Source organism: Arenibacter amylolyticus (assembly GCF_002150785.1).
GTDB lineage: Bacteria > Bacteroidota > Bacteroidia > Flavobacteriales > Flavobacteriaceae > Arenibacter > Arenibacter amylolyticus.
The window spans coordinates 52,445-66,870 of sequence record NZ_MTAZ01000002.1; the positions used below are offsets into that span (position 1 = coordinate 52,445).

Annotated in this window: 11 protein-coding genes and 1 riboswitch; all 11 genes read left to right on the plus strand. The window is 41.8% G+C overall.

The window, feature by feature from the left end:
• Nucleotides 1-81 precede the first annotated feature (81 nt).
• Entirely contained in the window at nt 82-3,468 is a 3,387-nt protein-coding gene (thrA, locus tag BV214_RS00330; protein WP_086475486.1) for a bifunctional aspartate kinase/homoserine dehydrogenase I, read from the plus strand.
• A gap of 230 nt (nt 3,469-3,698) precedes the next feature.
• Nucleotides 3,699-4,025, plus strand: coding sequence for a GIY-YIG nuclease family protein (locus BV214_RS00335; RefSeq protein WP_086475487.1), 327 nt, complete (start codon nt 3,699-3,701; stop codon nt 4,023-4,025).
• 423 nt (nt 4,026-4,448) lie between these two features.
• Nucleotides 4,449-5,621, plus strand: coding sequence for a trans-sulfuration enzyme family protein (locus BV214_RS00340; RefSeq protein ID WP_086475488.1), 1,173 nt, complete (start codon nt 4,449-4,451; stop codon nt 5,619-5,621).
• 235 nt (nt 5,622-5,856) lie between these two features.
• A complete protein-coding gene (locus tag BV214_RS00345; protein WP_086475489.1) occupies nt 5,857-6,267 on the plus strand; it encodes an RrF2 family transcriptional regulator in 411 nt (136 codons plus the stop codon).
• Nucleotides 6,268-6,488: 221 nt separating this feature from the next.
• A complete protein-coding gene (locus tag BV214_RS00350) occupies nt 6,489-6,752 on the plus strand; it encodes a DUF2061 domain-containing protein (RefSeq protein ID WP_086475490.1) in 264 nt (87 codons plus the stop codon).
• Nucleotides 6,753-6,788: 36 nt separating this feature from the next.
• On the plus strand, nt 6,789-7,412 hold the full coding sequence (locus BV214_RS00355) for a phosphoadenosine phosphosulfate reductase domain-containing protein (protein WP_086475491.1): 624 nt from the start codon (nt 6,789-6,791) through the stop codon (nt 7,410-7,412).
• A gap of 122 nt (nt 7,413-7,534) precedes the next feature.
• Nucleotides 7,535-8,437, plus strand: coding sequence for a sulfate adenylyltransferase subunit CysD (gene cysD, locus BV214_RS00360; protein ID WP_086475547.1), 903 nt, complete (start codon nt 7,535-7,537; stop codon nt 8,435-8,437).
• Nucleotides 8,438-8,495: 58 nt separating this feature from the next.
• A complete protein-coding gene (locus tag BV214_RS00365) occupies nt 8,496-9,743 on the plus strand; it encodes a sulfate adenylyltransferase subunit 1 (protein WP_086475492.1) in 1,248 nt (415 codons plus the stop codon).
• Nucleotides 9,744-9,859: 116 nt separating this feature from the next.
• Nucleotides 9,860-11,950, plus strand: a complete 2,091-nt coding sequence (locus tag BV214_RS00370; RefSeq protein WP_086475493.1) for a HEPN domain-containing protein — start codon at nt 9,860-9,862, stop codon at nt 11,948-11,950.
• A gap of 4 nt (nt 11,951-11,954) precedes the next feature.
• Nucleotides 11,955-12,806 (plus strand): uroporphyrinogen-III C-methyltransferase, encoded by an 852-nt coding sequence (gene cobA, locus BV214_RS00375; protein WP_086475494.1) that lies wholly within the window; start codon nt 11,955-11,957, stop codon nt 12,804-12,806.
• A gap of 20 nt (nt 12,807-12,826) precedes the next feature.
• Nucleotides 12,827-13,891: an NAD(P)/FAD-dependent oxidoreductase gene (locus tag BV214_RS00380; protein WP_086475495.1), complete on the plus strand. Its 1,065-nt coding sequence runs from the start codon at nt 12,827-12,829 to the stop codon at nt 13,889-13,891.
• Between the two features lie 241 nt (nt 13,892-14,132).
• Nucleotides 14,133-14,284, plus strand: a riboswitch (SAM riboswitch).
• The last annotated feature ends 142 nt before the right edge of the window (nt 14,285-14,426 follow it).

The window sequence follows — 14,426 nt, forward strand, 5'->3', positions numbered from 1 at the left end:
CACCCTTAGTGGGCAAAGCGTTCCCCTAATTATCAAAATCCCATTCTTGCTTTATTCAAAGAATTTTTTCAAGCTTTATTTATGCTACATCAACTTTCAATCCAAGATTATGTCACCGATAGCGGCTATAAATTGGATATTAATTTGTCTTATGAAATTTTTGGGCTCCCATTGCATACGGCCCCTATTATATTGGTGAACCATGCCTTAACCGGTAATTCCAATGTGGCTGGGGAACAGGGGTGGTGGAATACCCTTATTGGGGACGATAAGTGTATCAATACTAAAAAATACACCATCCTCTGCTTTAATATTCCTGGGAATGGGTACGACGGATTTGTTATAGATAACTATAAGGCTTTTGTAGCTCGGGATATAGCTAGAATATTTCTTCAGGGCTTGGAAATCCTAAAAATCAATAAACTTTACGCTCTGATTGGCGGATCGTTGGGAGGGGGAATCGCTTGGGAAATGGCAGCCCTAAATCCAAATCTAACAGAACACCTAATCCCGGTTGCCTCCGATTGGAAATCTACGGATTGGCTGATTGCCAATTGTCAGATTCAGGAGCAGTTCTTGGTGAATTCCAAACAGCCGGTACATGATGCCCGTATGCACGCCATGCTGTGTTACAGGACTCCTGAATCCTTTAAGGAGCGATTTAAAAGGAGTACCAATGAGGAGCTAAAGGTTTTTAATGTAGAGAGTTGGTTAACCCATCATGGAAATAAGCTTCAGGAGCGATTTCAGCTATCGGCCTATAAATTGATGAACCAGCTGCTAAAGACCATTGATATTACCAGGGATGGAGAGGAAGCGTTTATAGCACTACAAAATAGTGACACCAATATTCATATTATAGGGGTAGATTCTGACCTGTTTTTTACCGCTAAAGAGAACAAGGACACTTTTAAGAAATTGGCGCAGGCCAATAGCAATGTTACCTATGGGGAAATCCAATCCCTGCATGGCCACGATGCCTTTTTGATCGAATTTGATCAAATGGAAGGTCTGTTAAAGGGGATTTTTGATAAAAACGGAGGATCTAAGAAAATTAAAGTCCTAAAGTTTGGGGGTAAGTCCCTGGCTAATGGCGAGGGAATAGATTCCGTGGTGCGGATTATTGCTGGTAAAGTGGCCGCAGAAGAGCGCATTGCAGTGGTAGTCTCGGCTAGGAATAAGGCTACCGATGAGTTGGAAGCTATCTTGGATAAGGCATCCAGGGGAATAGACTACAGCAAGGATTTTAAAGAGTTTGAAAAATATCAAAAGCATCAGTTTAAAAACATAGATACTTCCGAGGAGCTAAAGGGCTTGGTAAAGTTGTTTGAAGGAGTAGCCCTCTTAGGGGATTATAGCCTTAAAATAAAGGATCAGGTTTTGGCCTATGGGGAGGTCTTATCGGCAAAATTGTTGACCCAGATATTGTTGGAGAAAGGGATTAAAGCGCGGTTTGTGGATACCCGTAAGTTGATTAAAACAGATAGTAATTTTGGCGATGCCAAAGTACTCGATTCCCTGTCCAAAGAAAATGTTATACGCGAATTTGCCAAACAGGATGTAGATACCGTTAGTGTTGCCACTGGTTTTATTGCTTCTAATGAACTCAATGAAACTACCACCTTAGGAAGGAACGGAAGTAACTATTCCGCTGCTTTGTTGGCCAACTATCTAAATGCGGAGGAATTGCAGAACTATACCCATGTGGATGGGATATTTACTGCTAACCCAGATTTTGTTCACGAAGCTAAACGCATTGAGCAATTGTCCTACGGTGAAGCAAATGAGCTGGCCAATTTTGGTACCACCATTTTACATGCCAAGACCATCATCCCATTGATAGAGAAGAATATTCCATTGCGAATTCTGAATACCTTCAATGACGATAATGAGGGAACTTTAATTAGTGCCGAAACTAGTAAGGAAGGGATTAAGTCCTTATCCGTTATAGAAAACATGGCCTTGATTAATTTGGAAGGGCGTGGTCTATTGGGTAAAGTAGGGGTAGATGCTCGTATTTTTAAGACCTTGGGGAACAATAACATCAGTGTTAGTATTATTTCTCAGGGATCCTCGGAAAGAGGTATCGGATTGGTAGTGGATGCTAAAAATGCAGCACTGGCAAAATCGTCCTTGGAAGAAGAGTTCCAAACCGATTTTAAATCGCAGGATATTAATAATATCACCGTGGTAGATCAGGTTTCTGTTATTTCCATTGTGGGGCAAGACCTAAGTACCTTCCACAAGCCGTATAATAGTCTTATCAAGAATCAGATTGTGCCTCTGTTGTTTAACAATACTATCTCCGGAAAGAATGTGAGCTTGGTAGTAAAGAAAACAGATTTGCACAAGGCGTTGAACGTAATGCACGGACAGATTTTCGGATTCAGTAAAAAGGTGAACATCGCTATTTTTGGACATGGAAACGTAGGGGGCACGCTTATAGATCAGATATTAAAATCTAATAAATCCATTGAAAAGAGGAAAGGTATTCATCTCAATATTTTTGCGGTGGCCAATTCCAAAAAAGTATTGCTGAATAAGAACGGTATTTCTAAAAAATGGAAATCCGCTTTGGAAACCAAAGCAGTGCCTTATGAGTTAAAAGATGTGATTAGCTATGCCAAGGATCACCATTTAGAGAACCTTATTGCAGTGGATAATACGGCTAATGAGGGGTTTGTGGCTTCCTACTTGGATTTTGTTGCAAATGGGTTCGATTTGGTTTCTTCCAATAAGATAGCCAATACCCTTGGGTTTGATTATTATCAGCTACTCAGGGAAAAGCTGGAGGAAAACCAAAAGCAGTATCTGTACGAAACCAATGTGGGCGCAGGGTTGCCATTGATAGACACCATTAAGCTACTACACCTTTCCGGGGAGAATATTACCAGAATTAAAGGAGTTTTCTCAGGATCCTTGAGTTATATTTTTAATACATTCTCCGAGAAAGATGCAAAGTTTTCTGCTATTCTTAAGGAGGCTATGGAGCAAGGATTTACGGAACCTGATCCGCGGGAAGACCTTTCTGGTAATGATGTAGGTAGAAAACTATTGATATTGGCTAGGGAGTTAGACTTAAGTAATGAATTTTCCGATATAGCTATAGAAAACCTAATTCCCGAAGCTCTGCAAGAAGGAGGGGTAGAGCAGTTCATGGAACAGCTGGCGGTGTTGGATGATAAGTTTAGCGAAATTAAAGCAGCTCAAAAACCAGATCACGTATTGCGATACGTAGGTGACCTGTCTGGAGACCTGCAAAAAGAAAAAGGAAATTTGGAGGTGAAATTAATCTCTGTCCCCAAGGAAAGTGCCCTAGGACAAATTAAGGGATCCGATTCCATTATTGAAATTTACACCGAATCTTATGGTGAACATCCCTTGGTAATACAAGGAGCGGGCGCAGGGGCGGCCGTTACTGCTAGAGGTGTATTTGGAGATATATTGCGTATTGCAGATAGGGGGTAAACCTATATTTTGTGGCTTCGATTCTGCCTGCCTTGGGCAGGTAAACTCCGAAATGGAGATTGTAGGAGATTGAGCCTGTCGACCAAAGGTGGACGTAGTCGAAATCGAGTATAGTTGAGAGCGTATTGTTTGTGGCTTCGACTCCGCTCAGCCACCGTCATGTGATCTCTTCCATTGAGTAGTTGATGTGGATATTATAGTTGCACAAGCTTAAGGTATAATAGGTTAGAATGAAAGGATTCCTGTATATATTGGAGTGTTCAGATGGTAGTTATTATACAGGTAGTACTATTGATGTGGAGCAACGGTTGAAGGAGCACAACAACGGTAGGGGAGCTAATCATACGAAAAAGCGATTACCAGTTCATTTACTATATGTAGAAGAGTATAAAAGTATTGGGAAAGCCTTCAGTAGGGAAAAACAAATTCAAGGTTGGAGTCGAGAAAAGAAGGAAGCGTTAATGAATGGGGAATTTGCCAAACTAAGTGGATTAGCAGAATGTAAAAATGAATCTCACTATATCCACTATATTGACGTAGTTGTTGATAAAACATAAATATATTTGCCTGATTAATTGAGGTAGGAGATTGAGCTTGCCGACAGAAGGTGGGCGTAGTCGAAATCGGGTATAGATGAGTGCGAGATGCTCGTTGCTTCGACTCCGCTCAGCCACCGGTATTAGGGAGATTGAGCTTGCCGACAGAAGGTGGGCGAAATCGAAATCGGGTAAAGTTAAGAGCGTATTGTTTGTGGCTTCGACTCCGCTCAGCCACCGGTATTAGGGAGATTGAGCCTGTCGACCAAAGGTGGACGTAGCCGAAATCGAATATAGTTGATAGCGAATTGTTTTGTGGCTTCGATTCTGCCTGCCTTGGGCAGGTAAACTCTGCCACTGAGATGGTTGGAGATTGAGCTTAACAGCCGGAAGTAAAGGGCGCAAAATGGATAGAAAAGGAAATAGATAGATTAAAAAACAGTTATGGAGAAGCGACATAAATTTGAAACGGAGGCAATAAGGACCCAAACGGAAAGGAGTCAGTTTTTGGAGCATTCCACGCCCCTTTACCTAACTTCCAGTTTTGTATTTGAGGATGCAGAAGACATGAGGGCTTCCTTTGCAGAGGAAAAAGATCGGGATATATATTCTAGGTATGGAAATCCCAATTCCACCGAATTTATCAATAAAGTTTGTAAAATGGAAGGGGCAGATAGTGGCTTTGCATTTGCCTCTGGGATGTCGGCCGTATTCTCAACCTTCGCGGCCCTATTGAATAGTGGGGACCACATTATTTCATCGAGAAGTATTTTTGGATCTACCCATAGCCTTTTTGATCAGTTTTTTCCCAAATGGAATATAGATCATAGCTATTTCCAAATTGATGAATTAGACAAAATTGAGGAGCTAATAACCCCGAATACAAAAATCCTATATGCCGAAACACCTACTAATCCGGGTGTAGATGTGTTAGATTTGGAAGTGTTGGGGCAAATTGCTAAAAAGCACAACCTAATTTTTATTATCGATAACTGCTTCGCTTCTCCGTATTTACAGCAGCCAATAAAGTTTGGGGCCGACTTGGTAATTCATTCTGGTACCAAATTAATGGATGGCCAGGGTAGGGTCTTGGCCGGTATTACCGTAGGTAGGGCAGATCTAATTGATATCATCTATCGTTTTTCCAGAATAACGGGTCCGGCATTATCCCCCTTTAATGCCTGGGTGCTCTCCAAAAGTTTGGAAACCCTCTCCATAAGAGTAGACAAGCATTGCGAGAATGCCTTAAAGCTTGCCCAATTTCTGGAAGAACATCCCAAAGTGAATTGGGTGAAGTATCCCTTTTTAAAATCGCACCCCCAATACGAAATTGCCAAAAAGCAAATGAAGGCCGGAGGGTGTGTGGTTGCCTTTGAGGTGGATGGTGGGGTAGAAGCCGGACGTAAGTTTTTTGACGCTATTAAAGTGCTTTCCCTTTCTGCTAATTTAGGGGATGCCAGAAGTATTGTTACTCACCCTGCCTCTACCACCCACAGTAAACTGTCTACGGAAGGTAGATTGGCTACTGGGATTACAGACGGAATGGTGAGGGTTTCGGTTGGTTTGGAGCATATAGATGATATTATTGCCGATATAGCGCAGGCCTTAGAAAGCTAATTGGTTCCCTAAAAATTGGGGAATGCAGTAGGGTGATAACCTAAGTATTTGGTTGTTTGTCGCTCCCATGCAAGGTCTAGGATAGCGATTAGGTGGTTCCTTATTTTGTGGGAGTTCTGGGAGTGGATAACAAAAAGCCATAACTTGCCTAAGCCAGAGGTGTTAGCGTATTTGGCAGTTGTAGTCTTAAAAATAGGTGGTTTCCTCAATTTTTAATTTTGTGTATCTTCGCTGCATGCTATCCAAAAAAACTAAATACGGTCTAAAGGCCTTAACCTTTCTAGCGGCTCAGGAGGGGCGACAGCCAGTACAAATATCAGAGATTGCGAAACAAGAGAATATTTCGCGTAAATTTCTGGAGAGTATTCTGCTCACCTTAAGGAAGTCTGGTGTGCTTGGTTCTAAAAAAGGAAAGGGTGGTGGATATTATCTAATTAAAGATCCCAAGGATATTCCTATGACCCTTGTAATGCGGGTATTGGAGGGGCCTATTGCCATGGTGCCTTGTGTTAGCCTTAATTTTTATGAGAAATGTGCCGACTGCCCAGATGAGGCAAGTTGTTCCGTGCATATGCTAATGCTACAGGTGAGGGATAGTGCCCTGGAAGTATATAAGAATAATACCTTGGCCGATCTTGTGCCGTAAAAATAAATCCCCTATACGTTAATTTGTTGTGCTTCAATTGATTTAATCCCTTTCTAAAGGTGTCAAATCCACAATTTGCCTAGCTTATTTTTATTAATCTACTAAAACTATAGGGTAATTAGAAATCTTTTTTTGTAATTAGTATGTGCATTTGCAAAATAATTTTACTTTTGCTTACTCTATTAAGTCGATAGGATAATAAGAAGTAATTGAATTTTCACATGATTGTTGATCAACTAGTAACCAATAATAAGTCCGATTCCCCAAGTTATAAGGAAGATAGGAAATCGGAAAACCCAAAGCGAAGCGTTGTGAAATCCATCAGCTGGAGGTTTATAGGGACCTTGGATACGGTATTGATATCATGGGTTGTAACTGGCACGCTTACAGTTGCATTTTCCATTGGGGTAGTAGAATTGTTTACGAAGATGATATTGTACTTTTTTCACGAAAGAATTTGGGATAGGATTCAATGGGGAAAGTAACAGAGTGAAAAAAATAAGGATTAAAAACTAGAGGGTATGGCATTTACAGAGGAGCAACTATACAATTTAAATCAGCAATTTAAAGGAATACCGCCGGCTGAGATTATTTCATGGGCTATACAATATGCAGAAAGGCCTGTGGTAACCACCAATTTTAGACCTTATGAGGTGGCTATTCTCAATGCAATTACGGAGGTAGACGCTAGTATCCCGGTTATCTGGTGCGATACAGGTTATAACACGCCACAAACCTATAAGCATGCGGAGGAATTGATAGAGCGATTGGATTTGAATATTAAATTATATGTTCCTCGGCAAACATCGGCGCATAGAGATGCCGTAATGGGGATTCCGGGTATAGATGATCCTAGGCATGCGCTTTTTACAGAGCAAGTAAAGCTAGAGCCTTTTAAAAGAGCTATGAAAGAGCATAAGGCCGATGTATGGTTTACTAACCTAAGAAAAGGGCAGACCGCGCATAGAGATTCTTTGGATATTCTTAGTCTAAGCAAGGACGGGGTCTTAAAAGTAAGTCCCTTCTATCACTATAGCGATAGTCAGCTAGATACTTATTTGCAATCCAAGAATCTTCCCAATGAGCATAAATACTTCGATCCTACTAAGGTTTTGGAGCATAGGGAATGCGGATTGCATACATAAAAAACAAATTATTAACGATTGATGAATCCTTTGTTTTTAGGGTAAAATATCAAACAAACAATAGTATTTTGAGCACAATAGAATCGGAAATAGACACAGTATTAAGCGTAGAGCACTCTGAGGTGCTAGGCGCTCTTAGAAACAACGACTTGGAAAATGAGGCAATCTACATTTTTAGGGAAGTGGCGGCACAGTTTGAAAGGCCGGTACTTCTTTTCTCCGGGGGGAAAGACTCCATCACGCTAGTAAGATTAGCGCAAAAGGCCTTTTTTCCTGCTAAGATCCCCTTTCCACTTTTGCATATAGATACCGGGCACAATTTTCCCGAAACTATTGCTTTTAGGGATAAGCTGGTAAAGGAACTTGGTGTGGAGTTAATTGTTAGGAATGTTCAAGATTCCATAGATCAAGGAAAAGTGGTGGAAGAGTCTGGTAAGTATGCCAGTAGAAATACCTTGCAGACTACTACCTTATTGGATGCCATCGAGGAATTCAAATTTGATGCCTGTATTGGCGGGGCCAGAAGGGACGAGGAAAAAGCACGAGCCAAAGAACGTGTGTTTTCGGTTCGTGACGATTTTGGCCAATGGGACGAAAAGAACCAACGCCCAGAAGTTTTCGATATGCTGAACGGTCAAATAGAACTGGGCCAGAATGTTAGGGTATTCCCTATTAGTAACTGGACGGAGTTGGATGTGTGGAGCTATATCCAAAAGGAGAACATTGAAATTCCTTCCATCTACTTTGCCCATAAGCGAAAAATATTTCTGCGCGATGGCTTTATCTGGTCTGCCGAAGACGATGTAGTCTTTAGGGCCGAAGATGAGGTGGTAGAAGAAAGGATGGTCCGTTTTAGAACGGTGGGGGATATGAGCTGTACTGCAGCTGTACTCTCGGAGGCCGATACCATCGAAAAAGTGGTGGGCGAAATAAGGGAATCTAAGATTTCTGAAAGAGGAGCCCGTATAGATGATAAGCGTTCCGAGGCAGCCATGGAAAAGCGAAAACAGCAGGGATACTTTTAAAACCTCATTACTCACTACTTATACTCAATACTCACTACTTAATACTCACTACTATATAATGGAAGTACTAAAAATAGCAACAGCAGGAAGCGTAGATGATGGGAAAAGCACCCTCATTGGTCGCTTGTTGTACGATACAAAATCCCTTACCGATGACAAGTTGGAAGCCATCGAAAAAACTAGTAAACAAAAAGGATACGATTACTTGGATTTCTCTTTGGTAACCGATGGTTTGGTTGCGGAAAGGGAGCAGGGAATTACCATAGATGTAGCACATATCTACTTTTCTACCCCTAATAAAAGTTATATCATCGCAGATACCCCTGGGCACGTGGAATATACCAGGAACATGGTTACTGGTGCTTCTACCTCACAGGCAGCCATTATTTTGATCGATGCCAGAAAAGGAGTGATAGAGCAAACCAATAGACACTTCTTTATCAATAACCTACTTAGGATTAAAGATGTGATCGTGGCAGTGAATAAAATGGATTTGGTCGATTTTTCGGAGGCGCGTTACCAAGAGATCAAATCGGATTTTGAAGAACTGATGGGAAAACGTGATTACCAGGATCAGAAGATTACCTTCATTCCAGTTAGCGCCCTAAAAGGGGATAATGTGGTAAATCGTTCCGAAAATATGACTTGGTATAAAGGACAGACCTTGTTAGAGCATTTTGAAGCCTTGGACAAAGAGGATGTCTACAATGTGGGAACGCCTAGATTTCCTGTGCAATACGTAATTAGACCAAAGACAGAGGAGTTCCACGATTTTAGAGGGTTTGCAGGAAAGGTCTATGGAGGGGAATTGAGCGTAGGCGACGAAGTAGTAGTGCTGCCGTCTATGACCAAATCTAGAATTAAGGAGATTTATTTCTATGACAAGAAATATCAAACGGCCACTAGAAGGTCTTCCGTAACCATCACCTTAGAGGATGAGGTGAATGTAAGTAGAGGGGATATGTTGGTGAAGGTAGGCGATTTGCCTACGGTGAATAAAGAGTTTACCGCTACTATTTCTTGGATGGATTCCCAAAATTTGAACTTGGGTAATAAATATGTGCTTCAACACGGCGTTAACAAGGTATTGGCCAAAGTGGAAAACATCCATCACAAAATAGAACCAGATTATTCTGGCGTGGATGAGAGTGTTAATAGTTTAGCAATGAACGATATTGCTTTGGTAACCTTTAGGTTGAACAAGCCTATTTTTTACGATACGTTTAAGGAGCATCGGACCAATGGTTCCTTTATCCTGATAGACAATCAGACCAATAATACGGCCGGAGTAGGATTTATTGAGTAAAACTCCTTCCTAACTCCCCAACAACCAAGTTGTTGTCGCAATAATCTATTAAGACTATAGGACAACTGTATTAATAAGAGTGAAGTTATTTTTTTTGAATAGATAAATTAAGGATCATGCAAAGTTTTAGGACAGAATTGGAAAATCCGGTAGTTGAAAAGGACATTATAGACTTAGCCGATAAAATCCATGAATTTAATGGAGGTAAGCTAGACGAGGAGAAGTTCCGCAGTCTGCGTTTGGCTAGGGGGATTTATGGACAGCGACAGCCAGGGGTCCAAATGATAAGGATCAAATTACCCTATGGAAAAGTCACGTCCCAGCAGCTTAGGAGGATCTGTGAGGTTTCTGAGGAATATTCCACTGGCCGATTGCATATCACCACCCGTCAGGATATTCAAATTCACTATGTAGATATTAATCGGACCCCGGAATTATGGGCCCAGTTAGAAAGAGATGCCATTACAATCCGTGAAGCCTGTGGTAATACGGTACGTAATATTACCGCGAGTGAGACAGCGGGCATAGATGTAAACGAACCTTTTGATGTTTCTCCTTATGCCCATGCTTTATTCCAATATTTTTTAAGGAACCCTATTAGTCAGGAAATGGGGAGGAAGTTTAAGGTTTCTTTTTCAGCTTCGGATACAGACACCGGGCTCTCCTATATGCACGATCTTGGCTTCATTGCCAAAGTGAAGGATGGGGTAAAAGGATTTAAAGTGATGTTGGGGGGAGGATTGGGCTCCCAGCCTAGACTTGCCGATGAAATGTATTCCTTTTTGCCAGCTAACCAGATTGTTCCTCTAATGGAAGGAGTGGTGCGGGTTTTTGATCGCTATGGAGAACGAAAGAGTAGGGCCAAGGCCAGAATGAAATTCCTTATAAAGGATCTTGGTTTGGATGGGTTTAGGGAATTATTGGAGGAAGAGCAATTGGCAATTCCTTTTCAGACCTATGAAATTGATGCCGATTCCTATCCTGAAGTTACTGTTTCCCAATTGGAACCTCCTACGGTAGTTCTTGAAGACCAGCGCAATTTTGAACTTTGGAAGTCCACCAATTTGGTGCCTCAAAAGCAAGAGGGCTACGTGGCAATCGGGGTAAAGGTATTGTTGGGCGACTTTTATATTGATAAGGCAAGGCAGTTGGCAGATTTGGTAGAGAAGTACGCGGCAGGGGAAATTAGATTAACCCTGCGCCAAAACATCCTGATTCCCTATGTGCGAGAATCCCTAGTTCCCTTTTTCTATCAAGAATTGAAAAAACTTGGTTTTGCAGAGATTGGATACAATACGGCAGTAGATATCACAGCTTGTCCAGGAACAGATACCTGTAACCTTGGAATTGCAAGTAGTACGGGAATAGCCGATAAATTGGAAGAGGTAATAAAGGCAGAATACCCGCATTACGTCAATAACCCAGATGTGGTTATAAAAATAAGTGGATGTATGAACGCTTGTGGACAGCACAATATGGCCAATATCGGTTTCCAAGGGATGTCCGTTAGAACCAAGGATAAATTAGTGGCCCCAGCCCTACAGGTGTTGTTAGGTGGAGGAAACTTAGGCAATGGAAATGGGCGTTATGCAGATAAAGTGATAAAGATTCCAAGTAAACGCGGACCCGAGGCCCTGCGATCCATTTTGGACGATTATGATAAAAACGGGAATGGAAAGTCCTTTGTAGATTACTATGAGGAAAAGGGTCAAATGTATTTTTATGACTACTTAAAGCCCTTATCCGATGTGACAAACTTGGTTCCTTCAGATTTTATTGATTGGGGGAATTCCGAAAAATATGAGAAGGCCATTGGAGTGGGGGAATGTGCAGGAGTGGTTATCGATTTGGTGGCGACCCTTTTATTTGACAGTGAGGAGAAATTGGAAACCTCTAAACTAACCCTGGAAGAAGGAAAGTGGGCAGCTAGTATCTATCATTCCTATTCGTCCATGGTAAATACCGCAAAAGCGCTTTTAACCGCTGAAAAAACCAAAGTAAATACCCATATCGGTATTATCAGGGATTTTGACAAGCTTTTTGTGGAGACAGGGAAGTTTAAACTGGAAGAAGGATTTGAGAAATCTGTTCTTCAATTGAAAGAAAATGCGCCCACAGAGGCTTTTGCTAAATCGTATTTGAAAAAAGCTGAAGATTTTCTGAGCGCAGTAGAAACGTATAGACAATTGGAACTGGCAACAACCTAAGAGCATGAGAAGTAACAATAAAAAATTGGAAGCGGTAAACGCCCCATTCCACCCCAAAACCAAGGTGGTTGGAAAGCTAACGGTAATTGGGGCAGGTCCTGGAGATGTAGAGCTCATTACGCTTAAGGCCGTCAATGTGCTTAAGACCGCCAATGTGGTGCTCTATGACGCCCTAGTGGATACTTCCTTATTGGAATACGCCCCTCATGCCGAACATATTTTTGTGGGTAAGAGAAAGGGATGCTATGCCTACCAACAAGATCAAATTAACGACCTTATTGTAAGTAGGGGCTTAACACACGGCCATGTAGTGCGACTAAAAGGGGGAGATCCCTTTGTTTTTGGAAGAGGTGCCGAAGAAATGGAATACGCGGCAAGTAAAGGTTTAAAGGTTGCTATGGTTCCAGGAATCTCTTCCTCCTTGGCCGTACCGGCTTCCCAACACATTCCAGTGACCAAGAGAGGGGTCTCGGAAAGTTTCTGGGTTATCACCGGAACCACTAAGGATCATAAACTATCTTCCGATGTAGCCCTGGCTGCTAAGTCGAGCGCCACCGTGGTAATCCTGATGGGGATGAGCAAACTTTCGGAAATAGTGGAATTGTTTTCCAAAGAAGGTAAAGGAGAGCTCCCCATCGCCATCATCCAAAATGGAACCTGTAAAAATGAAAAGATAGGGATTGGAACTATAGGCACTATCCAAGAGGTAGTGGCAGAAAAGGAATTGAGCAATCCCGCGATCATTCTTATAGGCGAGGTGGTAAACCATCGTTCTCAGGTGAAGGAGCATATCCAAAATATTATAAGCAATTCCCAACATCAACAGGCCTTTTCGCAAGAAGAGGTGATTATATAACCAGATATAAAAGAAGGAGCATGATTAAAACAGATATTCTAATAATAGGAGCCGGACCAACAGGACTATTCACCGTTTTTGAAGCGGGATTGTTAAAACTAAAAACGCATCTTATAGACGCATTGCCCCAACCAGGAGGACAGTGTTCAGAAATATACCCGAAGAAACCAATTTATGATATCCCTGCATTTCCCGAAATCTTGGCAGGTGATCTGGTTAAAAATCTAATGCAGCAAATTGAGCCTTTTGAGCCAGGGTTTACCCTTGCAGAACGGGCAGAGACCTTGGAGAAATTAGAAGATGGTAGCTTTATTGTTACCACCAATAAAGGGACCAAGCACCATGCACCGGTAGTGGTTATTGCCGGAGGATTGGGATCCTTTGAGCCTAGAAAGCCCTTGATTCCCAATTTGGTGGACTTTGAAGATAAAGGGGTAGCATATATGATTAAGGACCCAGAAGTATATCGGGATAAGAAAGTAGTGATTTCCGGAGGGGGGGATTCTGCCTTGGATTGGGCTATTTTCTTAGCGGATGTTGCTTCGGAAGTTTCCTTGGTGCATAGGCGAAACGAATTTAGGGGAGCATTGGATTCGGTACAAAAAGCCTCCGAGTTGGCCGCAGCAGGCAAAATAAAATTGTTTACGGAAGCTGAGGTGGCCCGCCTTTACGGGGACGAGCATTTAGAGGCAGTAGTGATAAAACACAACAAGGAGGGGAAGGGTGAAACCTATGTGGAGACCGATTTCTTTATTCCCTTGTTCGGATTATCCCCTAAACTAGGACCTATTGGCAATTGGGGATTAGAGATAGAAAAGAATGCCATTAAGGTGAATAATGCCTATGACTATCAGACCAATATTCCAGGGGTATATGCCATTGGGGATGTAAATACCTACCCTGGTAAACTTAAGTTGATTCTATCTGGATTTCACGAAGCGGCCGTAATGTGCCAAAGTGCCTATCAACTAATTAACCCTGGAAAGCGTTATGTGATGAAATATACTACCGTAGGGGGAGTAACAGGCTTTGACGGAAGTAAGAAGGAAGCCAAAAAAGAAGTGGTGCAGAGTATCATGGCCTAGGGGTAGATCGCCCAAAGCGCAGTCAGGCCTTAAAATGTTCCCTATTCTGAAGGAATGTTTATGGATGGCTGCTATTATAATTATGAATTTGAATTGGCTGAAAAATACCTGTTGGAGTAAAGAAATCCAACAGGTATTTGTGCTTTTGGAGAACGCCCGTCAGGTCAAAAAAAACAGGGCATTCCTTGCTTTTGCAGTTAGTGTTGCGTTACTTTGCACTTTGTTCATTATCAATTTGAATACGTTATCAAGAAAGGCGGAGGGACTAGACCCAATGAAGCCTTAGCAACCCTTTGTCTCTTTCCCAATCTTATAGGAAGTATAAAGAAGGTGCTACGTTCTAATCCGTACGTAAAACAGCAGTATTGTTTTAAAATTCGGAATAGATAACAGAAAGAAAGGCCCTAGCCCCAATCGCTCCCTCACTTGATTACGAAATACTTAAATGCAATGGTTAAACACGGTATAATCCGGGTGTGTAGACCGTTGAAGAAGAATTGATTATTTCTGGTACAACCAGAACTAGTATTTATTT